The following is a 22,505-nucleotide window of genomic DNA, read 5'->3' as shown; positions in this document are numbered from 1 at the left end:
TCGCACGGCGCCTTTGCCGCGTTACATCTAGGGCGAACCTTAGAACGACCATAGGGGTTTTATCGCAGTCGTAGCTGATAACGGTGCTCGCTTTGAGCCGCTGCGTCTTCGATCGAGCCAACGTTGAATTGTACAGGAGTTTGCATGAAGTTTGTTTTTGCGCACATGAATCAGGAAACACATACCTTTCTTCCCGAGCCATCGAAACTGACGGACTTTAATCCAAAAGGCGATCGGGGGCCGTTCGAAGATGCAGAGGCACTCGCCGTCTCTCGTGCCGTCAATGGAGGCGTGGCTGCTTATATCGATATTGCCGAACGCATTGGAGCGGAGTACACGGTGCCGCTGTCAGCGTTCGCCATTCCTTTAGGCAGTGCGGAAGACGCTGCGTTTGACTACATGTGCGACAAGATCGTTGCTGCCGTGAAGGAGGGGTGTGATGCGGTGATGTTGGATCTGCACGGCTCGATGGCGGCCCAAAGCTACCCGGATGCCGAAGGGGAGTTGCTGAAGCGGATCCGTGCGGTTGCTCCGGATATGCCCATCGCGGTGGCATTGGATTTCCATTGCACCATGACGGACGCTATTGTGGATAACTCGACGGTTATCTCCATCTACCGGACGACGCCGCATATTGATATGTATGAGACGGCGCAGCGCGCGGGTGAGATGTTATTGAAGTCCATGAATGGCGAGGTCGAGCCTGTTATGGTGGCCAGACGGATCCCGCTGATGGGGAGCCTCGAATGCATGGGCAACAATGACCAGCCGATGAAGTCCATCCTTGACGAGCTCAAGCAGATCGAAGCCGAAGATGAGGATATTTTGGTTGCGGGGTTGTCTGGCGGCCATCCATTTACGGATGTTGGCCCTGGCGGGATGACGGCGGTTATGGTGACCAACAATCGTCCGGATAAAGGGATCGCGGCTGCAGAGCGGTTACTCGGATTGGGTTGGGAGCATCGCGAAGATCTAATCTACAAAGCTGCGCCCATCGAAGAAACACTTGCGTATGCGAAATCATTGTCTGAAGGGCCAATTATCTTAGCTGACTGCGGTGATAATATGACCTCCGGAGGGTTAGCATCAGACATGACCGTATTGAAAACGGTTTTGGAGATGGGTTTTGAAGATCTGATTGCTGGTCCGTTCCATTGTCCGATCTCCTCGAAGATCCTGTTTGAAGCTGGGGTTGGCAGTGAGGTTACTGTCGAGGTCGGTGGGCGCCAGGATGTACCGCTGATGAACTACAAGACGGATCCTCTGAAACTAACGGGTGTCGTGACCGCGGTGACCGAAGCGCCGATCACTTTGGTTGGGCCGATGGCTACCGGCATGCAGTTCGGCATTGGACGCTCCGCCGTTCTTTCCATCGGCAGTGTGGATATCTTTGTGACCGAGCAGAGAATGGAGGGGATCGAGCCAGGCGTGTTCCGCCACGTTGGAGTTGATCCAGCCAAGAAGAAATATACTCTGATCAAATCTCGTCAGCATTACAAGGCGGCTTACGGGCCGATGGCCAAAGAGATGATGTGGGTCTGTGGTCCTGGGCCGGTCAATCCGAATTTCCAAGTTTTGCCGTTTGTCCATGTCGATCGCCCTATGTTCCCATTGGACGAGGATGCTCGATTTGAGGTGACTAAGTTGAGCGCTCACTAAGCGTTGACCAACGCTTGTCCGCAGCCACGATCCTGTGGCTGCGTATTTCCTTTCCATTGCCTCCGGTGATGAGGCAAAGGCGCCAGCGCCTGCCTTGTCCCATCATCTGCCTGTGTGACGGGTCTTGGTCAGCCGTGCTAGGCGACGGTTGCGCTGGCTCTCCCCGCTTTGTTTACCTTTCATCAATGAGCTCTGAGTCAGCTTCGTCTCGACGTTGGTTGAAAAGCCATATCGTCTTCTCACTGTGTCCCGCTTAGGTATTACGCCGGGTTAGTGGATCCGTTCATGACAATTCAATCGTTGAGCGCGAACTGTGAGTTGGTTACGCTTTCGTGCGATCATTAACCATACTGATAATGTGGTCTTGTGTTAGGGCGATGCTTCCGTATTCTGGCATGTGAACACTCGGATAAATCGAAAGGAACGATGCGTGGCTGGGTGCTGGATGAGACATAAGGAAGTGGATCGTGGCGCACTATAATAATTTGGAAGCGGAATTTGTCAGCTATGACAGGCTGCTCAAGAGTGTATTTGAGGCTTTGCGGTTGGAGCTGCCGAGTCTGAGTCGGATCTCGCTGGTGAAGTATGATCAGGAGCGTGATCAGCTGTCGACCGTGGCGGATTATACTTACCAAGGAACGCCGTTGCGCCGCTATCAGGCCCCGCTGCGCCCGCAGAGCAGTCTGGCTGAGTGTGCATCGACCGGCGAGTGCCGTACCATCAACGATTATCTGGCGTATCCGCTGGATCATGAAAAACCCCACTCGAACTGGCTGCGTCAGCAGGGCTACCGCTCTTCGCTAACGGTTCCCTTGTATGCGTTTGGCAAGTTTTGTGCTTTTGTCTTCTTCAATGCCGGTCAAAGTGATGTGTTTCAGCCGTCGATGTTGGAGCGGCTTAAGTGGCATGTGGAAGCCATTAAGGCCAAGTGCATTGCCGAGGTGGCGCTGCTCAATGTGGTACGGGGCTATTGCGATGTTTCATCGGAGATCACCCGATTGCGGGACGCGGAAACCGGTGCTCACCTGAAGCGCATGAGCCGATACAGCTATTTGATCGCCCGGGATCTGTCTGACATGCATGGGCTGAGTGATGAGCAGATCAATCAGATCGCTCAGTTTGCGCCGCTGCATGACATCGGCAAGGTGGGCATCGCTGACGAGATCTTGCTGAAACCCGGCAAACTGACCCTGGAGGAGCGGGAGATCATGCAAAGCCATGTGCAGTTGGGGGTGGCCTGCATGGAGAGTTTGTTGACCAAGCATTATGCTGCTCAGTTGCCCGGCTTGTCGGTGCTGTTGGATATTATCGCGGCGCATCATGAGATGCTCGATGGCACAGGGTATCCGCTGGGTTTACAGGGCGCGCAGATCCCTATTGCGGCTCGCATCGTCACCGTGGCCGATATCTTCGATGCGCTCACCAGCATTCGGCCTTACAAATCGGCGTGGTCGGTCACGGATGCGCTGCTTGAACTCGATCGTCTGGTCGATGACGGTAAGATCGATGGGGATTGCGTGGCGTCGCTGCGGCGACAGATCGATGAGATCGAGGTGGTCCGCCAGTCTTTGCCGGACTGAGGTGGCGGATCGCGCTTATCCGGGCGGACGATCGTGGCGGTATTAACGATGGTTAAATGAGCGAGCCGTTATTGGCTCGCTTGTTTGTTTGTGTCGGGGGCTTCGGCGTCGCTGGGTTGGGCGCGAGCTTGCGCTGCGTGAGCGCGAGAGCCTGAGCGTGACGGCAATGCATGCGAGCCGGTCGCATCGCGCACCACTGAGCCTGACTCAGAGAGCGCGCTAGCTCAGTTTTGCCATTTGGCGAAGTGGCTCAGGCCACGGCGTGACGCGTAATGTCAGTGGTTCGACCATGATTCGGCATTGAGCTGACACAGGCGGACGATCACCTCGACCGCTTTCTCCATCCCCTCCAGAGTGATGAACTCGTGCTTGCCGTGGAAGTTGTAACCACCGGTGAAGATATTGGGGCAGGGCAGCCCTTTGAAGGAGAGGACCGCGCCATCGGTACCGCCGCGGATGGGTTTGATCTCGGGCGTGACATCGCAGTCGAGCATGGCTTGTTTGGCCAGCTCGATGATGTGCGGATGCGGCTCGACCATCGACTTCATGTTGCGGTAGGCGTCTTGCCAATCCAGCTGGCAGGGGCTGCCCGCAGCGCTAAAGGCATTCGCCTGTGCCTGCAGGAAGGCTTGGCGCCGGGCCAGTGAATCGAGGCAGAAATCACGCACGATGTAGTGCATTTTGGCTTCGGCGGTGCCGCCCTCGATAGAGACGAGGTGATAGAACCCCTCATAGCCTTCGGTGTGCTCCGGGGTTTCACTGGCGGGGATCTGGGCGTGAAACTGGGTCGCCAAGGTCAGGGCGTTGACCAGTTTGCCCTTAGCGGTGCCCGGATGCACTGAGTTGCCTGTAAGGGTTATGGTGGCGCTGGCGGCGTTGAAATTCTCATACTCCAGCTCGCCGACGGGGCCACCATCGATGGTGTAGGCCCACTGCGCGCCAAATTGAGCGACGTCGAAGTGATCCGCACCGCGGCCGATCTCCTCGTCCGGGGTGAAGCCGATGCAGATCTCGCCGTGGGGGATCTCCGGATGGGCTTTGAGATAGGCCATGGCAGTGATGATCTCGGCGATCCCGGCTTTATTGTCCGCACCAAGCAAGGTTGACCCATCGGTGGTGATCAGCGTCTGTCCCTTGAGGCTAGCCAGCGCCGGATATTGGTTTGGATCGAGCCGCTCACTGGCCTCGCCTAAGGGGATCACGCCGCCGTCATAGTCTCGGATGATCTGCGGTTTGACGTCGCGGCCGGAGGCATCGGGCGCGGTGTCCATATGGGCGACAAAGCCAATGGCGGGAACCTGGGCCTCGTTGGGCAGGTTGCTGGGTAGCTTGGCCATGACATAGCCCTTGTCATCTAGCGATACGTCACACAGTCCCAGCGTGGTGAGCTCATCAAACAGGGCTTTGGCCAGTACTGACTGGCCCGGTGTGCTTGGGATGGTCTCGCTTTTGCCATCGGACTGGGTGTCGAAGGTGACGTAGTGGAGGAAACGGGTGAGTAGCTGATCCATAGAACTCTCTGTTGGCTGGTGGCCCTTGGGGCGGCGGTAAGGTGGCGTTCATTATGCCTTGGCGGGGTTAAATCGAGACGTGAGCTGGATCACCTCTTAGCGATGGGGCGCGGGGCGTCATCACTTGGGCAAGGGCGGAGCAGGGCGATTTGGCCGGCGCGAGATCATGAAGAAAAGTCGGTTCTAACCCATGTCACACCTTGGCATCAATTCCGTCTGCGGGCCGTAGAAATGGGGTTAGTCTGACGCTGCAGTTTAAAACAAATAAAAGGATTTTTGATGGGATTGTTTAATCGCGTTTTAGTTGGGGTTGCTTTGCTGTTGTCCAGTGTCTGCCATGCCGACACGTCAGAGCAGCTATGGCAGCGTTACAACGCCTTGGTTGGGGCAGATCAGGTCATTGACAGTATGCCGCAGCAGATCGATGCCATGCTGGCGCAACAGGCTTTGACCAATCCGGATCGTTCGCTGCTTGACCGTATTGAGCCTATAGTGAAGGGATCTTGGCACTCTGATCATTTACGTCAGGTATTTATTGGCCATTACCGTGCAGATCTGACCGATCTGCAACTGCAGCAGTTGATTGCCTTTCGAGAGTTGCCGCAGAACCGCCGTATTACCGAGGCTGAGTTGGCGGCAAGTCAACCGGGCTTCGAAGCCGGTTTGTTGCGTTTCTTAGCTGACTTGCAGGAAAACCCACCCCACCAGCAGCGCACTCAGGTGATCCATGATTACATTGAGGCCACTGAGATGGTTGATTATCTGGTCGAGCTGACGGCTGATCTGGTTGCTGTGATGATCACCAACATGCAAAATTATATGGAGCCTGAGGCCGAGGTGGGGCCGGATCTGGCTGAGATGCGAGAGATGATGCGGACGCAGCTCCGGCCGATGATGGAGCAGCAGATGTACTTAACCTCTTATTATCTGTATCGGGACATTTCGGACCAGGATCTGAGCGAGTACACCCAGTTTTATCGGAGCGAGCTGGGTCAGCATGAGGTTGGGGTTGCGAAAGGCGCCGTTGCTGAGATGTTGATGCAGTGGGGGCAACAATTGGCGTTGGATCTGGCGCAGGATCTTCAGGCGCAGCCCTAAGCTGTATTGAGACAGCGGCACGACATGTTTTTTTGCCGTTAGCGACCGATCCAATGCCGGCACCTTGAAATAACCAACCGCTGGCATGCCGCGGTTGGTTGTTGGTCACGACATCGACACGGTTTCGTTTGAGCCGCTGCCGCCAGCGGGCAACGCCGCTTGATGTCTATCCGGGCGTTCAGGCGCCGCAGTCGATGCTCGAGTCGGGATCAAGCATAAAGTAGAGCTTGAGGCTGGCGATCACCGGTTGATGCTTGGTGTTGGCCGGTGCCGCTTGCCAACCGCCTTGGGTTACAGCTTCAATGGCGCTGTTGATAAAGCGGCGGCTGGACGCATCACTGACGGAAATATCCCGGGTCTTGCCCTGCTCATCGATCACAAAGTACAGCTCGACGCAGCCCTCTTGCCTTGCTCTGGCCGCTTCGGTCGGATACTGCGGGGCGTGAGGAGCGCGCGGTGACCAGTATTGCTCTAGTTGTTCCGACTGGTTACGCAGATCGAGGAGATCGAGCTGTGCGTAATCCACCGTGGTGGTGCTGGCACAGGCGGTCAATAGCGCGGATAACAATGGGATGATCCGTTTTCGTTTCACTCTCTTCGCTTCCTTATTGCGATGAACGATCGCGACACACGTTGTCTGAACGACAAGGTCGCGTCAACCGGTTAGCGATAGAGTTTTGATGCGCTTCAATGCTTGGTTTGCAATGACGAATGTTCAGGGTGGCGAGGCACCACACGCCGGCGGAACCCAGCCGAAGGGGGCCCTTCCCCCAGCGATGACACAGCTGGGAGAAGGGCGCGCAGGTAGGCCGCTGCGCTTACAGCTTGATGACGTTATCCGCGGCGTCGCGATCGATCAGCCGCACCAGGGGATCCACCCCAGCGAAAGCGGGCTTCTCTGGCACCAACAGTTCGATGGTGTTTTCGCCGGACACCAGTTGATGCTTTTGCAGATATAAGGGCTCGGCAGCGTCGCTGAGTTTGTCGGGATCGGCGCTGAACAAGCCGATATCGATGGACTGGGCCAACGGCAGTTCGGTTTCCACGCCCTGACCGTCCGCTTCGAACTGGCTGGCCAACACGGTCAGTGTCACCTTGAATTGACCATCCGGCTGCTGCTCGACTTGCGCGGTTTTTGCGCGCAGATCGTACAGGCTGATCTTACTGAATTGGTCGTCGACAAAGCGCTGCTCGTCGGCGCTTATATCCTGCTTGAGGTAGGCCATGAGATCGAGCGTGGTGGGGTAGGGATCGTTGCGGAAATGGTAACGCTGCAGGAAGGCGGCAAGGTTGGCGTTAAGCCGCTCGGCACCGATCTGATCCTTGAGCGCCATCATCACCAAAGAGCCCTTCTGGTAGTGAATATAGGATTGGCTCTCGGCCCGCATCAGTGGCATCTCCTCCAGCGCTTCATGACCCCGGCTTTGCAGGTATTCATCCAGCTCGTACTTGAGGAAGCTGCGCAGCCGCTGCGCGCCGTATTTCTGCTCCATTACCAACAGGGCGGCGTATTGCGACAGGGATTCGGAGATCACCGCACTGCCTTGCACGTTGGCCGCCCCGGCCTGATGGCCCCACCATTGGTGCGCCACTTCGTGGGCGGTGACGTAGTAGACCGGATCAATTTTATCAGGGTCGCTTAAGTCGGAAATAAAGCCGATCTTCTCCGAGTAGGGCACGGTATTGGCGAAGCTCTGGGCAAAGGAACGGTAGCCGGGGAATTCGATGATCCGCAGTTGCTTGTGCTGGTAGGGGCCAAATTCCTTAGAGAATAGCGCGACCGAATCCTTGGCGGCTTCGAGCATGCGCGCGACGTTCCAGTGATGGGCTGGGTGGTAGTACACCTCATAGCTCACCCCGTTATGGATCTCCTTCTCCACCGCGTAGCGCGCCGACTGGATGGAGTAGAAGTGGAACATGGGCTGATCCATCTTGTAGTGGAAATGGGCGCGATCGCCCTCGACCCATTGTTTCTCCAGATAGCCCGGTGCGATGGCGATTTGATCCGCCTCGGTCGACAACCTTGCCTCGAAGTCGATGAACTCCACCCCGCGGCCAAGGAAGCTTTCCGTGTAACGATGGTTGTCTTCCAGTGGGTGGGCGCGGCGGGTGTCACTCATCTCGCGTTTGCGCCGTTCGTGCTTGTCGGTCAGCTCCTGATGGGACAGGTAACCAAACAGCGGGAACAGATCTGCGTTATTGATGAAGGTGCCGTTTTGCACCAAGGCCACGTCTTGATCGCCCTGACGCAGGCCCTGGCTGTGGCGGATCACCTCGAAGCGACCCTCGCGGCGCTCGCCGGGCTGGACCGGAACATCAAACGTCAGCCAGGCGGTGTTGAGCTGCGGATCGTCCATGATCAGCGTGGCGCCGTCCATCAACACTTCAGCTTTGGGGCTGAACTGTGGCAGTTGCACCAACAGTTTTTCCACCGGCTCGTTGCCCGGATTATGGGCGCTAAACTCCGCGCTGGCGACGATCATGCGCTGACTGGGGTAGATCGCTGCGTCCAGTTTGACTGAATCGATGGTCAGAATGGGCGCGTCTTCGAACTGCCGATAGGCCTCTTCATAGCGCTGTTGTAGGTCCTTTCTCTGATCGGAATTGACGTAATCATGGACGCCCATGGTTTGATAGCCAATGTAGCTGCCACAGCCGATAAACAACGCTAGGCCAACGGCGATGGCACCTTTGCCGACGCCGCCGAGTTGGTAGCCCAGTTGGGCGATGCGCTGCTTCAGCGGTTGCATCGGGCCGCGCTGATATAGGCCAAACCCGAGGGCAAACAGCACGAGGCTCAAGCCGCCCCAGTAGGCCATGTACCAGCTGTGCGCCTGCAGCGACCAGCCGTAGCCGTTCATGTCGGAGTAGGCGACAAAGGGCGATTCACTGAAGTGCCAGAGTGAGTGTTCAAAGCCCCAGGAGGCGAGCACGAAGGTGGTGATGAAATAGAGCACAAACAGACCCAAACCGACAAACTTGTTGGGGCTGATGGCTTGCAGGAAGAAGGCGAGGATCGCTGAGTACACCACCGGCAGCCAGGCAAAGTAGGCCAGGCGGATGGCGTATTGGCTTAGCTCGAGCTGATCAAAGCCGGACAGCAGTTGGTAGATCAGGGTGGTGAGACTTCCCACCACAAACAGCAGGGCCACCAGCAAAGAGACGGCCAGTACCTTGGCACTCCAGAACACAAAGTTGGCGACCGGCAGGCTGTCGATGATGTCGCCCATGCCGCCGTTGCGCTCGCGCCAGACGATCTCGGCGACATAGTAGCTGACGATGATGATCATCATCACCCCGGTGCCGCCGAAGATGTTGTCGATCATGCTTTGGGTCAGGGGCAAATTGGCGGCGCCGTAGATCCCGCGGGGATCCAGCAACGGCATGATCAGCAAGGCAACGGTCAGCAGTGAAAGGACGATGAAGCCCGGGGTTTTGACCACCTGACTGATCTCAAATCGGGTCCGTAGCCAGAGCTGGCGCGCGGTACTGGGTTGACCGGCGGCGGGCTGCAACTGACTCAGACTGAACTCGGGCACATCGATGACTTTGGCGACTTTGCCACGGGCTTTGCGGCTTAGGAGCGCTGGCGCCCGGAACACACTGGCAAACGCCAGTAACACCAAGGTGCTGAGTGCCAGCCAGAGCAGGCGGTTGTAGGCCAGCAGCCCTTCAAATCCCACTTGCAGGGTGTTCTTGTCGGCGCTGGTCCAATAGCGGGTGACATCGCCCAGCGCGCGGTGCCCGAAGGGATCGATCAGGGCGGCGAGGGTTCGGTATTGTGGCTGACTGGCCAGATCGCCGGTGGTCATATAGAGCACCAACAGGGCGACGGCGATAAGGTACAGCGCCATCATTGAGCGAAACCGCACCGCCATGGTGAAGAACAGCGCCGAGAGCACAAAGGCGGTGGGAAGGGTCAATACGGCAAAGCTGGTGACATAGTGGCTGAATACGGTCGAGCCGAGCCGCTCGGGGTCGAGCCAGGGCATGGCAGAGCCGATGAGAATGCCCAGCGGGATGGAGGAGAGCACCACCAGCACCACCAGATAGCTGCCGAGGAACCGGCCCAGTTGGTACTGCCAGGGAATGAGCGGCTTGGTGTAGAGCAGCTCTTCCATTTGATGGGCATGGTTGCGGGTGGCGGTGGTGCCAACAAAGTTGACCACCACAAACATGGCGAAGATCCCTAAAGTGGAGAGGATCTGGGCAATGGCATAGGGGCTGTTGCCGTGGATATTGCCGCCGGCACCGATCTGAACGTTGTCCGAGGCCAAGGCGAAAAAAGCCAGCAGGAAGAACATCAAATAGGTGATGTAAAACGAGGGCTGGCGGGTGAAGTAGCGCCATTCAAAGGCGATCATCTTGCTGAGCATCTTGGTCCCTTAAGCGGCGCTGCGCTGACGGTGCAGGGTGGAGAAGTAGAGATCTTCCAGATTGGCATCAGAGGCGGTGAACCCTTCCGGCGCCTGATCGGCCAGGACGTGCAGGATGGTTTGGCCGGCGAGCAGGCGTTTGGAGATCACCGGCAGGGCTTGCTCCAGCTCGGCGCCCTCGGCGCGGGACACGGTTTTGCGCCAGATCTGCCCCGCCAGTTTGTCCACCAAGGTCAGCGGATTGCCCTGCAGCAGAATTTGCCCTTCCGCCAGCACTGCCATTTGCGGACACAGCTCGGATACGTCATCGACGATGTGGGTCGAAAGGATCACCACCCGCTCTTCGCCCAGACTGACCAGCAGATTGTGGAAACGGTTGCGCTCTTCCGGATCCAGCCCGGCGGTGGGCTCATCGACGATCAGCAGTTTGGGATCGCCCAGCAGCGCCTGGGCAATGCCGAAGCGCTGACGCATGCCGCCGGAGAAACCGGATACGGCTTTGTCCTTGTGCAGGAACAGGTTGACGTGGGCCAACAGGCCGTCGACCACCTCTTTGCGCTCTTTCTTGTGGTTAAAGCCTTTGAGGACGGCGAGGTGATCCAGCAGGCGCGTGGCGCTGATCCGCGGGTAAACGTTAAAGTCTTGTGGCAAATACCCCAGTTGTTGGCGCAGGGCTTGTGGATCGTTGAAGACGTCGATGCCATCGAACTGGATGCTGCCCGTGTCGGCTTGCTGCAGCGTGGCGATGGTGCGCATCAGTGAAGACTTACCGGCGCCGTTGGGCCCTAGCAGACCGAACATGCCCGCGGGGATCTCAAGATTGACTTGGTCGAGGGCTTTGACGCCATTGGCGTAGGTTTTGGACAGATCCTTTATCGATAACATAGCGCACAGTTCCTTGTGATTTTTCATTATGTTACCGCAATGTGGTGGTGAAGTCGGTAGGGGAACCGCTGGAGAGTGTTAGCGGGTGTAAATATTCAGCGATACGGCAGGTTTTCTTTGCGGTTGCCCCCAATGACGGTCAGCACTGTCCGGCATGGGGGCGGCAAAATACGTTAGGCGATGTGGGTCATTTCATTGAGGGTAAAGCTTTCCACAGCGCCTTCGGTGGCGGCCATGTACTGGGCCAGATGGGTGTTGCCCATGTGGGTTTGCCACAGCTCGCGGGAGGTCCAGTTCTCGAAGAACAGGAAATGGGCCGGGTTGGCGTTGTCCTGATGCAGATCGTAATTGATGCAGCCCTGTTCGGCGCGGGTGATCTCAATCAGTTTAAGCAGTTCGGTTTTTACCAATTCGATCTGGTCGTCTTTGGCAACGATGTTGGCAACGATGGTGAGCTTTGTCATGGGGTACTCCGTCATGGGGTTTTGGATACGGAACGAAGATTAGCCGGTAATGACTACGCCGGTAACAGGGCAATCTTTGAATCATTGTCTATATATTTTAGAAAATGATGCGTTTCCTTCTGTGAGCAACGTTATCCGCGGCGATGCAGGGTTAGCAGCGGATAGTCGAGGGAGGACGTACCGTTGCCAAATAGAGGAAGGCTGTACGATGCAGATCGCAGATCTACAGTTGGTACTGAAAATTGCTCAACTGCGCAGCATTACGGCCGCGGCGGTGGAGTTGGATATGCGCACCGCGACCGCCAGTGCCGCCTTGAAGCGGGTTGAGACGCAGTTAGGGGCGCAGCTGTTTACCCGCACCACGCGTCAGCTCAGACTCTCTGCTGCCGGGGAAAAATTTCTGCCCAAGTGTGAGGAAGCGCTGGCGCTGTTGACGCAGGCCCAGTTGAATCTGCAAGAAGACGCGAGCAGCGTAGAGGGCGTGCTGCGGCTGGGCCTGTCGTCGGATCTGGGGCGCAACCGCGTGTTGCCCTGGCTCGATGAATTTACTCGAACCTACCCGGATCTTCGCCTGCGGCTGAACATCACCGACAGCAACGTGGATTTTTATCGCGATCCGGTGGATGTGGCGCTGCGCTATGGCGCTCCGAAAGACGCGGGGCTCTATGGCTTTAAGATCTGCGATGTGCCCAGAGTGGTGTGTGCCAGCCCAGACTATCTGGCCGAGCAGGGCACCCCGACCACGCCGGCGCAGTTGGTTGACCACATTGGCTTGCTTTACCAGCTGTACGATGTGCTGCACGATGTCTGGCATTTTCGTCATGCCAGCGGCGACTGCAAGGTGCGGATTACGCAGCACTGGGCGGCGAATGACGGCGATCTGGTTCGACGTTGGTGTGTCGCGGGCCGGGGCGTGGCGGTCAAATCCTGTCTGGATATGGCGGAGGATTTGCTTAATGGCCGGGTCAAACCGCTGCTGCGCGGCTATGATCCGACGCCTACCGAGTTGTGGTTGATCTTCCCCAGCCGCCAATCCATCTCGCCGGCGGCGCGGTTGCTGCGGCAGCTGCTCACGGAAAAGACTCAGGTCGTACTGACACAGTTGCGTGAACAAGGGTTGTTGGCACCGCCTCAGTTTTGCTAAAACCCCTGTTTGATTTTCGGCGACAGCACATTGAACGGTGCGGCCTTTGTGTCGTACACTGTCGCGGGCGCAGTTGGGCGCCTACCTCGCAAAAGTGTCAGCACCAACCTTTCAAATCGTCCGCAAGCGTTTGCTTGCATATCCTCTCAGGCCCAGAGCGAGTCGGTCGGAATTTTGGAGAAGATATGCACCACTCTCGATCTATTCAGGGCGAACAGCCTGCCTATCCTTTTTCTGAGTCCTACTCGTCGGCTCAATCGAAGTCCTCTGACAGTGGCTCAGAGCAGCAGGGCTGCAGCATCATTGCCATGTTGCGCCGGGAAGCGAAGCGATTGCACCGTGCAGCCACTTCGGGATCTCTTGCACGCTCTTTACCTGTTCTTCGGCGCCTGCTGGCTAGCGAGATCTTGCGTGATATCTCCTTGGTCGAGCTGCGTAAAGGCAACCTGGTTCAGCGCAAACATTTGTTGCAACTGCTGGCGCGGGAGGCGGGCTTTTCAGACTGGGCGGCTTACCGTCGGGCGCTAGCGAGAGCGAACAGCGATGAGTTGGCGCATTACGCCATCGCACTGCGTCAAACCGGTTCTCTCAACCTATGGTTCTCAACGCTGACTGAGGCAAACGCGTATGTGGAAATCCACGGTGGGCGAGCGATCGCGATTGGTCTGCAGGCGGTGGTGATCGGGGCTTGATCTCAGCTAGCAGCCAAGCCGGTATCGCATCCCCTGATGCGTTTTAGCCAAGCTGGCAGGGCGCATTTAGGCATAGTATGGAGCAAAGAGCCTGACGGAAACCGCCGCGCTGCCGATGGTGAAGTTGCAGCGGGGAGCCGATGTTTAATGCATTATTCCACCTAGAGTTCCCCGAATAAAAACGCCTCACAGCCGAAATTGTGAGGCGTTTTGCGCACGCGTTATATTGAAATGGGTTTAGCGTCTCAGGCTAAACCTACTGCTTTGCGGCGCGCTGCGCTTCGCGGCGGGCTTGTTGTGCGGCTTCGCGTTTCGCTTTCGCAGCAGCGACGCGTGCATTGTGTTTATCCAGCTGCTGTTGTGGGTACATGGATTCGCGAGTCGGGTAGTGACTGCTCATCATCTCAGTCACTTTGGCCGGGTTGTCACGGTTGTGGAAGATCTCCAATACCGGATCTTCGGTCTGCTTCATCCAAGCTTCCAACTCGGCGCGGTAGGCGGCGATCTTCTCTTGATAGTCCGGGTGATCGATCAGGTTGTTGATGTTGCCGGGATCGTTCTCAAAGTCGTAGAACTCTTCCAGAACACGATTGCGGAACAGTTCAGCACGGGCGATCTGATGTTCATCACCGGAGTTTTCCATCATGGCGATGGTGGCTTTGTCATAGCCCACTTTGAATTGGGAGTAACCGGCGAACGGGTTGAAGATGTAGCCGTACTGCTTGCTCTTGACCGAGCGCATGGGCGTGGCCGGACCGCCGATCTTGTAATCGATCTGGGAGAAGGCAAACTCGCGCTCGTCTTGGGTTTCACCACGCAGCAGCGGTAGGAATGAGTTGCCATCGATGTGCTCACCGATCTCGACGCCCGCAGCGTCCAGCATGGTCGGCACCAGATCGACGATGGAAACCAGATGCTCGGTATCGACATGGCCATTTTTCAGATCGCCACCCGGCCATTGAACCAACAGCGGGGTTTTGGTGCTGGCAAAGTAGGTGTTGGCTTTGGCAAACGGGAACGGCGAGCCGTTGTCGGAGACGAACATGACGAGGGTGTTGTCACGCTGGCCGGAAGCTTCCAACGCCTCGATGACGCGGCCAAAGGTATCATCCAGTCGACGCACCGAGTTGTAGTAGTGGGACAGATCCAGCCGCACTTCTGGATAATCCGGCAGGTAGTCCGGCACGGTCACTTGTTCTGGGGTGTACAGCTGAGAGGGGGTTTCTTCTTCGCCCAGTCGGTTGGCTTCGGGATCGTAGAATACCCGGTGTGGATCGTGCGAGTTGACCATCAGGTAGAACGGCTGATCGTTCTCCTTGGCCTGCTCGATGAAGGTCAGCGTCCGCTGTGCATATAGGGTGGGTGAGCGGCCGGCGGCGAGATCGTCGGCGTCGTAAACGTAATCCCATTGGTAATCCAGATCTGGCGAGGAGTGGGCAACCTTGCCCAAAATGCCGGTGCGATAACCCAACTCGCCCAAGGTGGACATGATGGTGGGGTTCTTCTCCTTCATGTGGATGAAGCCCATCATGCCGCTGGTGGTGTTGTACATGCCGGTGGCCATGACCGCGCGGCTTGGCTGACAGATGGAGTAGTTCACATGGGCATTTTCAAATTGCACGCCCTCGGCGGCAAATTGGTCCATGTTCGGTGTCAGGTTGGGCAGCTCGTTATCGAACAGGCTGTAGGCTTCATAGCCCAGATCATCCGCGGTGATCAATACGACGTTCAATGGCGTGGTGTCAGCTTGGACCATCGGGGCTGCGGCTAAGGCCGTTGCTACCAATAGGGAAGTACGTTTTAACATGGGTACCTTTCCGGTGTTGTTATTGGGCTCTAAAGCGACGTGTGGGAGCACTGACCAGATGATTAACCTCCATCATCTGCGCGACAGTCGACTTAAAGGGTTTGGGCACGGCATGAGCTGCCCCACGAGTTACTATAAAAGCCATATAGGTTAGGCACTTGAACCCTTGCGATTCTTTACACGGAGTTACTGAAGTGGATCACCTTGGGATAATGAGCGAGGGCGTGTGCCGGCTTGTCGTAGTCCGCGGCGTCCATCTTAGCTGGGTAGATCTCGAGCGGTTGGGTTCGCAGCCAGAAAAATCACACAGAGCGGCCGGGTATTTTGGTTACGCTTGCGCGATAATAACGGGTTGAATGAATTAAGAGTGGACTCCGATGCTTTCCTACCGCCATAGCTATCATGCCGGCAATCACGCGGATGTACTGAAACACACAGTACAGGCGCTGATCCTTGAAGCCCTCAAGGGCAAAGAGAAACCTTTCGTATACCACGACACCCACTCGGGTGCGGGACGGTACGATCTGCGTGATGACCATGCAGAGAAGACCGGTGAGTACGTTGAAGGCATTGGCCGCTTATGGCAGCAGGATTGCCCTGAGGCATTGCACCCCTACCTTAAGGCGGTGAAGGCATTAAATCCCAATGGTGAGCTGCGCTATTACCCGGGCAGTCCGGCGCTGGCCAATGCCTTGATCCGCGAGCAGGATCGCATGCTGTTGACCGAGTTGCACCCGAGCGATCATCCGCGACTCGAGCAGGAGTTTGCTCGGGATCGCCGGGTGAAGATCTTCAAAGAAGATGGTTATCAGCGCCTAAAGGCCAGCATGCCGCCGCAGGAGCGCCGTGGTGTGGTGCTGATCGATCCGCCTTATGAGTTGAAGACGGAGTACGACGATCTGGTCAAAGGTGTGGTTGAAGCGCACAAGCGTTGGGCGACCGGAACCTATGCCTTGTGGTATCCGGTGGTGTATCGCGAAGACATCGATTATGTCGAGCGTAAGCTGAAGGCTTCGGGCATTAGGAAGATCCTCAAGATCGAGATGAACGTACTGGGTGACAGTAATGCCCGTGGCATGACCGGCTCTGGCATGATCGTGATCAATCCGCCGTGGACGTTGGAGCAGCAGATGAATGAACTGTTGCCTTGGTTAACGCCCAAGTTGGCTCAATCGTCACAGGCTCGGTTCTGTGTGGACTGGTTGGTTCCAGAGTAAGCGGCTCAGAGCTGGAGACTAAAAAGGCGCTCATTTGAGCGCCTTTTTTCGCTGTGTTTGTCCGCATCAGCTTTTGGGGTAGGGGTGCGCCACGCCTTTGTGGCAATCCACGCAAGTACGCTGGGCGTCCTTCTCTTTGGCGTAGTTCATGTCGTGCATTCGGGTCGCCATTTTCTTCATGGCTTCGGGCTGGTCGTGGGTGACATTGTTGTGGCAATTGCGGCAGGTGGATGAGTCGATCTTCTTCAGGTAAACCAAGGCCAGATCGGCCTGCTCTTTGCGGTTTTCCTCCAGCCACTCTTGGGTGTTGAAGCCGTCGATGGTGAGATAGCCCCAGATATCTTTGGATACGATGATTTTTTTCATCAGGTAGTTAAAGGGTTCTTGGGCGATGTGGCATTGCTGACATTGGACGGTGATCCCCGCGCGGTTATTACCGTGCGCCGACGCCAGCACCTCATCTTTCAGTGAATGGTTGCTGTGGCAGGTCATGCAGAACTCATCGGTACTGGTGGCATGCAGGGTTTGTTGCACGGCGAAATAGCCGACTACCCCAAGCGTGGCGCCGACGCCGATCAGGGTAAAAATGGAATATTTTACGCTGGGTTTAAACCAGTTTCGCCAGTTCATTGTGTCTCTCCAATACTATGCCGAAATTGCTTGAGCACAGCTTAGTAGCATCGGCGTGGTTATGCTGGTAGGGAGACGTCAAAGATGGGAGATAAGGGGTCGGGGCGACCCCTTGATAGGAGGTTACAGCGAGAGTGGCGCCAAAAGGACCTTTTGTTGCCGGGCTTGTTGATCCATCTGCTGGATCTGTTTCGATGAGCTGAGCACCACCTGATGCAGCGCTTCCGCTTGCTGGCGGACGGCGTCGATATTGCCGACCAGGGTGCTGGCCACGGCGCTTTGCTCTTCGGTGGCGGTGGCGATCTCCTCACTGCGGCGGGCGATGGTCTGGCTACCGCTGCGGATCTCACTCATGGCGTTTTGTGTCTGCTGCAGCGTGGTGCGACTCGCTGCGGCTTCTGCGACGGTGTGCTCCATGACTTTCAACATCTGCTCGCTGCCGCTGAGCAGGTTGTCCATCATGGATTGGATCGATTGCGTCGCGTCTTGGGTTCGGCCAGCCAGGGTGCGCACTTCGTCGGCCACCACGGCAAAACCGCGGCCCTGCTCACCGGCGCGTGCCGCTTCAATGGCGGCATTGAGCGCCAACAGGTTGGTCTGCTCGGAGATCGCGCTGATGCTGGCCAGGACCTGATGGATCTGCGCGGTGTTTTGTTCCAGCTCAGTGGCAACCCGGGCGGTTTGATCGATCTCCTGTTGCAGCGAGTCGATGCCGCTTTGGGTTTGCTGCAACTGTTGTTGGCCCTCATCGGTCAGCCGAACCGAGACCAGGGTATTTTGCGTCGCGTCCTGAGCGTGGGCGGCGACCTCACGTACGGAGATCTCCATCTGTCCTGAGGCGCTGACCAGTTCATCCAGTTTCTGACTCTGCTCGGCAGACAGCTGATCGGACTCGTGAGCCAGTTGGGTCAGTGTTTGGCTGAGTGATTCCATTAGGTTGGCGGAGCTATCCACCTGACGCGCGAGATCGTGCTGCTGCTCGGCAACCCGATCGACGGTTTGGGCCAATTGGCTGAATTCATCGCGAACCGGCAGGTAGTTGAGCCGACTGGTGAGCTCGCCGTCGGCCAAGCGTTGCAGGCCCTGATTTATTGAGAACATGGCGCCACCGATAAACGACATAATGGCGTAGAGTGTGGCGATCACGATCGAGCCGACCGCCATAACGATCAGCGTCCGCTTCAGGCTGGTGACATCGGCGAGCGTGGGCAGTTGGGTGATCGCGAGGGTACGGCCATCGGCGAGGGGCAAAGCCAGTTCGCCGTGCCCCAACCGAAACGGTGAGTCCGCCATCAGGCTGTGCAGTTGCGCCTCGTCGGGCTGCAGTTGGTCAATAACCTGGATCAACTGTTGTTGTTGCTCCACCAGGCTGGCCGTTCGCTGATCGACCATGGCGTTGAGGAGCATGCTGACGCTAAGCAGTAGGGTAAATACCGGCAAGAGCAGCAGCAGTAGGAATTTTTCTTTTAGGGTGATGTGGATGAGGTAGCGATCTATCCAGCGAAATCCGATCTCTTTCATAGTCGTCGACAGCGATTTTATTGTTTGAAGATTATCGGTTTTACTCATTTTAAATTAAAGCGTTAACTCAAGTTTTATGACGAAATTACGACATTATTATGGCTTGATGATCGATTGACTCACCTGCGTCATCAAGGACAGCCAAAGGCTTCGCATGCTGTCGGTCATGGCGGCGTAGCCTGATGCGGCTTGTTGCTGCTCCAGCGCAAACGACCGCTGCAATATCAGCTGCTGTTGTTTGTAGAGCCGGTATCGGCCCGACAAGCGAGTGGTGCCATCCGGCGCGCCGAACAAGCGGCTGATCTCGATCTCCAGTACCACAGGGGCAGGGGTGTGCTTGCGGCCGACTTGCTGCCAATGGGGCAACAGCATGGCCAGCGATTCTTGGGTCAGCCTTTGCAGTTGATTGGGCAGTGCGCCGGCCCAGCGGTGCTGCTGACTGATATGCAAACGGCCATCGGCCATCAACAATACCGGGCCTTTGTGTTGGAGGTGATGGTCGATGGTCAGACTGGAGAGGATCAGAGTCCCCGTCGAGAGACTGACGGGCTCAGTGAGCGGTAACGGCTGAGCCGCCAGCGAGTAGTGTTTGGCTGTGGGCGCGGGGGTCTGGCTGCAACCGAACAACGTGATGGCGATCAGGGCAAGGAGACGCTTCATGGTGTTACCTCAATGGCGGGATCGGGCTGCTGCTCTGCGCCGAAGATCAGGGCGTTGGGTTGTTGGTTGAGCGTCTGCATTAGCGGACCCATCTCGGTTAACATGCCTTGCAGCTGTTGCAGGCTGTACTCCAATTGCAGATATAGCGGGGAACCCGTGTCGAGGCCAGCAAGGGTTTGATCCAGTTGGGACAAAGCGCGCTGAAGCTTGGGGATCAGCGCCTGTTGCTCCACTTGAGTTAAGACACTGTCCAGTGTGTCGCTGGCCTCGGTCAGCTGCTGGGCGGTTTGATTTAAGCTGAGTAAGAGTGCATCGGCATTCTGGAGCAGGGGGTCGAGCGGCAGGTTGGCGATCTTCTCCAAGACCTTGTTGACGTTGCCGGCGACGGCACCGAGTTCGTCGCCGATGGTGGGGATTATCTGCAGATCAAACCGGTTTGCCAGAGTGAGCTGACGGGAGATATCGGTGCCTTTGTCGTCAAAACTCAGCTCGACGCTGCGCGCGCCGGTGAGTAGGTTGCTGGTCTCCAATTGGGCCCGTAAGCCTCGGTCGATCCACTGAGCGACTTTGCTGTGCCACTGCTGGGTATAGTGGCTGTCCAGATCGTCCTCAAAGCGATCCAACTGAAAGTGGATCAACACGGGTATGGCACCGGAGTCGCTCAAGGCTTCAAATTGCAGGGCTTTGTAGGGCGCGCTGATCACCTCTCCGACCTGTATGCCGCGATAATTGACCGCGGCGCCCGACAACAGCCCACCGATGGATTGATCAAACAGCAGGACATATTCCACCGTATGTTGGAGCTGGCTATCGGCCATGGTGCGTTGATCAGCATAGAGCTGAAACGCGTGATCATGCTCGATCGGCAGGCCACGGCTCCAGCCGGTTGGAATGCCAAAGGTGATGCTGCCATTGATCAGCGCATCGAGAGACTCGACATTGACATTGAGTCCGGCGGTACTGAGATTGACCTCAAAGCCGGGCACCTGCCAAAAGCGGGTTTGATCGGTCACCAGTTCATCGAAGGGGGCAAAGATAAAGGCGGTTGAGTGAACCTTGTCCAACTCCGGCAGATAGCGGACGGTTTCGACTTTGCCGACCTCGAAGCCGCGGTAGCGAATGCTGGTGCCGTTGTCGACCGAGAGCTTATCGAAGCTCTCCAGTGTGATACGGGTACCTTGTGTGTCGGGGCCGGCGATCGGCGCGCCATCGAGTAGTGTGAACTCGTATCGCTCGGTGCTGGAGGTGCCGGGCTTGAGTTCGATGTAGGCGCCGGAGAGCAGCGTTTCCAGGCCGGAAATGCCGCTGCGGCCGATCCGGGGTTTGACCACCCATAACTGGGTGTCTTCGACCAGGGCGTGGGCGGCGCTTTTGTCGATACGAGCGCGCACCACGGCGCTGCGTAGATCGGCATTCAGTCGGATCGAGATGATCTGACCTATCTCGACGCTTTGCGCTTTGATCTGAGTGCTTCCGGCTTCCAAGCCCTCGGCGTTCTCTATGGTCAGGGTGATTAAGGGGCCTTTTGAGGTCATGTAATCCAGGATCATCCATGCCCCTAGGAGCAGGGCGATAATTGGGATCAACCAGATGGTGGCTAATCGGGTACGGGTTGGCTGGCCTTTAGCGGGTTTCATTGTGCTCCTTTTGATCCCAGATCAGGCGTGGATCGAAGCTGCGGGCGGAGAGCATGGTGAGGATCACGACCGCAGAAAACGCGATAGCGGCGGGCCCCGGGGTGATGCTGGCGAGGCCTTGGATCTGGATCAGTGCCGCCAGTAACGCCACCACAAAGACGTCGATCATCGACCAGCGGCCGATAAACTCGGTTAATCGATACAGCCGGGTCAGCTCCTGCTTGCAGTACATTGGTGCCCAGGTGACCGCCAGGCAGAGCCAAAGTAGGGCCAGCATCTTTGCGACCGGCACTAGGACACTGGCGATGAAGATCACCACAGCAACGGGGTAGGATCCTAGATCCCAGAGCAAAAAGACGCCGCCCAGAATGGTTGAGGGATCGGTCTTGCCCAGCAGTGTTGTGTTCATGATGGGGTAGAGACTGGCGGGCACATACAGTACGACGGCCGCCACCAATAGGGCCAGGGTCTTTTGAATGCTGGCGGGCACGCGTTGATCCAGGGCATGGTGACAACGTCGGCAGCGTGGATCCTCTGAATGGTTGAGTTGATGGCATTGACGGCACAGTTGCCCGGGCGCGCCGTTCGAGAGGAGCAGTTTCTGATTGGGGCCGAGCAGTGCTTGGTGCAGATAGTGGTGATCAGCGCAGGCCAGCGCCGCTAAGTACAAGATCACAAAGGCGCAGTAGGCGGCGAATGAGGGGCCAAAGCGAACGTCGGCGTAGCTGGTGATCTTGACCAACGCGACCAGGATCCCGATCAGAAAGACATCCACCATCAGCCAGGCTTTCATTTCACTGTGCAGATAGAGCCAAAACTTGTTGTTGCCAACCTGGCGTCGCAGCAAGATCTGGCTGTACAGCAGCACCAAGAGCAGGGTATCTATCAGCGGAAAGATCATCAGGCTGAGGATCACCAGCGCGGCGATCAGATAGTAACTGCCGGCCATCATGCTACTGGCGGTGTGAAAAAAATCGATTGAGAGCCGGGAGCCTTGCTGCTCGATGGTCAGAAAGGGGAAGGCAAAGAGCAGTGGCAGGAACACCAAAGCGGCCAAGCTGAGTGCCAACGGGGTGTGAACCGGCGCTCGCGGGACATGGCGTAGGTGGTGGCCACAGCGGCGACAACGCAGGGTTTGCCCTGCTCGCGCTGGGCCGAGCAGGTAGGTTTGGTCGCATTCGGAGCAGCCACTGTCGGCGGCATTGGCGTGATCCAAGCGGAAAACTCTCCTGAGCTGGCGAATGAATTGTTAGCTCTAACGGATAGTTGTTTAGGCCAAAAAGTCAAATAGACGCAGTTGTTTAGCTCGAAGTTGCGTGGGTTGCCATGGCAGATCTTGGTTTGACGTCAAAAGTCGGGACCTGAGAGATCCTCAGTGCGAGGCGACGGCGTGCGTCGTGGTGATCGCGTGGTGAAAAAAGCCCCAGCCCGATAAGCCGGGGCAAGCATTGCGGAGAGTGTTGCACACCCAGGGAAGGGTTTAGATACAGCTGCAGGGTTATACCAATTCCATTATCTATTTGGTCAGTCTGGCCCATTCCCTGCTGCAAAGATGCCGCACTTGTTCTGCATCTTTTCGAAAGCTGTTCCAAGCATCTGCAACCTGGTCGACAATGTGGTCATA

At 56.9% G+C, this 22,505-nt stretch carries 17 protein-coding genes; 6 read left to right on the top strand and 11 right to left on the bottom strand.

From position 1 onward, the window contains the following. Window positions 1–144: 144 nt before the first annotated feature. A complete protein-coding gene (locus ABEA08_RS11160; protein WP_345335386.1) occupies window positions 145–1,659 on the top strand; it encodes a M81 family metallopeptidase in 1,515 nt (504 codons plus the stop codon). Between the two features lie 467 nt (window positions 1,660–2,126). Then, window positions 2,127–3,239, top strand: a complete 1,113-nt coding sequence (locus ABEA08_RS11155) for an HD domain-containing phosphohydrolase (protein WP_345335385.1) — start codon at window positions 2,127–2,129, stop codon at window positions 3,237–3,239. Between the two features lie 275 nt (window positions 3,240–3,514). On the opposite strand, the gene pepT is transcribed toward ABEA08_RS11155, so the two are convergent. After that, on the bottom strand, window positions 3,515–4,750 hold the full coding sequence (gene pepT, locus ABEA08_RS11150; protein WP_345335384.1) for a peptidase T: 1,236 nt from the start codon (window positions 4,748–4,750) through the stop codon (window positions 3,515–3,517). 279 nt (window positions 4,751–5,029) lie between these two features. On the opposite strand from pepT, the gene ABEA08_RS11145 reads away from it, so the two are divergent. Next, window positions 5,030–5,848, top strand: a complete 819-nt coding sequence (locus ABEA08_RS11145) for a DUF2059 domain-containing protein (RefSeq protein ID WP_345335383.1) — start codon at window positions 5,030–5,032, stop codon at window positions 5,846–5,848. Window positions 5,849–6,026: 178 nt separating this feature from the next. Here ABEA08_RS11145 and ABEA08_RS11140 read toward each other — a convergent pair whose 3' ends face one another. From ABEA08_RS11140 to ABEA08_RS11125, 4 genes are all read right to left on the bottom strand, one after another. After that, a complete protein-coding gene (locus ABEA08_RS11140; protein WP_345335382.1) occupies window positions 6,027–6,440 on the bottom strand; it encodes a TonB family protein in 414 nt (137 codons plus the stop codon). A gap of 226 nt (window positions 6,441–6,666) precedes the next feature. Then, a complete protein-coding gene (locus ABEA08_RS11135; protein WP_345335381.1) occupies window positions 6,667–10,224 on the bottom strand; it encodes an ABC transporter permease/M1 family aminopeptidase in 3,558 nt (1,185 codons plus the stop codon). Window positions 10,225–10,233: 9 nt separating this feature from the next. Then, the gene (locus tag ABEA08_RS11130; RefSeq protein ID WP_345335378.1) at window positions 10,234–11,109 is read right to left on the bottom strand and encodes an ABC transporter ATP-binding protein; all 876 of its coding nucleotides are present in this window, start codon (window positions 11,107–11,109) and stop codon (window positions 10,234–10,236) included. A gap of 173 nt (window positions 11,110–11,282) precedes the next feature. Then, window positions 11,283–11,573 (bottom strand): putative quinol monooxygenase, encoded by a 291-nt coding sequence (locus tag ABEA08_RS11125; protein ID WP_345335377.1) that lies wholly within the window; start codon window positions 11,571–11,573, stop codon window positions 11,283–11,285. A 208-nt stretch (window positions 11,574–11,781) separates the two neighbouring features. On the opposite strand from ABEA08_RS11125, the gene ABEA08_RS11120 reads away from it, so the two are divergent. Together ABEA08_RS11120 and ABEA08_RS11115 are read left to right on the top strand one after the other, a co-directional pair. Then, window positions 11,782–12,717: a LysR family transcriptional regulator gene (locus ABEA08_RS11120; RefSeq protein ID WP_345335376.1), complete on the top strand. Its 936-nt coding sequence runs from the start codon at window positions 11,782–11,784 to the stop codon at window positions 12,715–12,717. Window positions 12,718–12,902: 185 nt separating this feature from the next. Further along, entirely contained in the window at window positions 12,903–13,409 is a 507-nt protein-coding gene (locus tag ABEA08_RS11115; protein WP_345335374.1) for a hypothetical protein, read from the top strand. Between the two features lie 256 nt (window positions 13,410–13,665). On the opposite strand, the gene ABEA08_RS11110 is transcribed toward ABEA08_RS11115, so the two are convergent. Continuing rightward, window positions 13,666–15,216, bottom strand: coding sequence for a sulfatase family protein (locus ABEA08_RS11110; protein WP_345335373.1), 1,551 nt, complete (start codon window positions 15,214–15,216; stop codon window positions 13,666–13,668). A gap of 377 nt (window positions 15,217–15,593) precedes the next feature. Here ABEA08_RS11110 and ABEA08_RS11105 point away from each other — a divergent pair, with 377 nt between their 5' ends. Continuing rightward, window positions 15,594–16,433, top strand: a complete 840-nt coding sequence (locus ABEA08_RS11105; protein WP_345335372.1) for a 23S rRNA (adenine(2030)-N(6))-methyltransferase RlmJ — start codon at window positions 15,594–15,596, stop codon at window positions 16,431–16,433. Between the two features lie 66 nt (window positions 16,434–16,499). Here ABEA08_RS11105 and ABEA08_RS11100 read toward each other — a convergent pair whose 3' ends face one another. The 5 genes from ABEA08_RS11100 to ABEA08_RS11080 all read right to left on the bottom strand — a co-directional run bounded on the left by ABEA08_RS11100 (window position 16,500) and on the right by ABEA08_RS11080 (window position 22,097). Continuing rightward, window positions 16,500–17,063: a NapC/NirT family cytochrome c gene (locus tag ABEA08_RS11100; protein ID WP_345335371.1), complete on the bottom strand. Its 564-nt coding sequence runs from the start codon at window positions 17,061–17,063 to the stop codon at window positions 16,500–16,502. A 123-nt stretch (window positions 17,064–17,186) separates the two neighbouring features. Continuing rightward, window positions 17,187–18,584, bottom strand: a complete 1,398-nt coding sequence (locus ABEA08_RS11095) for a methyl-accepting chemotaxis protein (RefSeq protein WP_345335370.1) — start codon at window positions 18,582–18,584, stop codon at window positions 17,187–17,189. Between the two features lie 96 nt (window positions 18,585–18,680). Further along, window positions 18,681–19,244, bottom strand: coding sequence for a PqiC family protein (locus ABEA08_RS11090; RefSeq protein WP_345335369.1), 564 nt, complete (start codon window positions 19,242–19,244; stop codon window positions 18,681–18,683). Then, window positions 19,241–20,881, bottom strand: a complete 1,641-nt coding sequence (gene pqiB / locus ABEA08_RS11085) for an intermembrane transport protein PqiB (RefSeq protein WP_345335368.1) — start codon at window positions 20,879–20,881, stop codon at window positions 19,241–19,243. The genes ABEA08_RS11090 and pqiB overlap by 4 nt, the downstream gene beginning before the upstream one ends. Further along, window positions 20,868–22,097: a PqiA/YebS family transporter subunit gene (locus ABEA08_RS11080; protein ID WP_345335367.1), complete on the bottom strand. Its 1,230-nt coding sequence runs from the start codon at window positions 22,095–22,097 to the stop codon at window positions 20,868–20,870. Before ABEA08_RS11080 ends, pqiB begins: the two co-directional genes overlap by 14 nt. Window positions 22,098–22,505: the final 408 nt, after the last annotated feature.

The organism is Ferrimonas pelagia (assembly GCF_039543565.1).
GTDB lineage: Bacteria > Pseudomonadota > Gammaproteobacteria > Enterobacterales > Shewanellaceae > Ferrimonas > Ferrimonas pelagia.
The sequence above is the reverse complement of the archived record's forward strand: the minus strand, read 5'-3'. Positions and strand labels throughout refer to the sequence as shown.

Bases quoted from the DNA above. Each gene is read 5' to 3' on its own strand.
- ABEA08_RS11160 (WP_345335386.1), top strand. From the start codon at position 145: ATGAAGTTTGTTTTTGCGCACATGAATCAGGAAACACATACCTTTCTT.
- pepT (WP_345335384.1), bottom strand. From the start codon at position 4,750: ATGGATCAGCTACTCACCCGTTTCCTCCACTACGTCACCTTCGACACC.
- ABEA08_RS11145 (WP_345335383.1), top strand. From the start codon at position 5,030: ATGGGATTGTTTAATCGCGTTTTAGTTGGGGTTGCTTTGCTGTTGTCC.
- ABEA08_RS11135 (WP_345335381.1), bottom strand. From the start codon at position 10,224: ATGCTCAGCAAGATGATCGCCTTTGAATGGCGCTACTTCACCCGCCAG.
- ABEA08_RS11130 (WP_345335378.1), bottom strand. From the start codon at position 11,109: ATGTTATCGATAAAGGATCTGTCCAAAACCTACGCCAATGGCGTCAAA.
- ABEA08_RS11125 (WP_345335377.1), bottom strand. From the start codon at position 11,573: ATGACAAAGCTCACCATCGTTGCCAACATCGTTGCCAAAGACGACCAG.
- ABEA08_RS11120 (WP_345335376.1), top strand. From the start codon at position 11,782: ATGCAGATCGCAGATCTACAGTTGGTACTGAAAATTGCTCAACTGCGC.
- ABEA08_RS11115 (WP_345335374.1), top strand. From the start codon at position 12,903: ATGCACCACTCTCGATCTATTCAGGGCGAACAGCCTGCCTATCCTTTT.
- ABEA08_RS11110 (WP_345335373.1), bottom strand. From the start codon at position 15,216: ATGTTAAAACGTACTTCCCTATTGGTAGCAACGGCCTTAGCCGCAGCC.
- ABEA08_RS11105 (WP_345335372.1), top strand. From the start codon at position 15,594: ATGCTTTCCTACCGCCATAGCTATCATGCCGGCAATCACGCGGATGTA.
- ABEA08_RS11100 (WP_345335371.1), bottom strand. From the start codon at position 17,063: ATGAACTGGCGAAACTGGTTTAAACCCAGCGTAAAATATTCCATTTTT.
- ABEA08_RS11095 (WP_345335370.1), bottom strand. From the start codon at position 18,584: ATGAAAGAGATCGGATTTCGCTGGATAGATCGCTACCTCATCCACATC.
- ABEA08_RS11090 (WP_345335369.1), bottom strand. From the start codon at position 19,244: ATGAAGCGTCTCCTTGCCCTGATCGCCATCACGTTGTTCGGTTGCAGC.
- pqiB (WP_345335368.1), bottom strand. From the start codon at position 20,881: ATGAAACCCGCTAAAGGCCAGCCAACCCGTACCCGATTAGCCACCATC.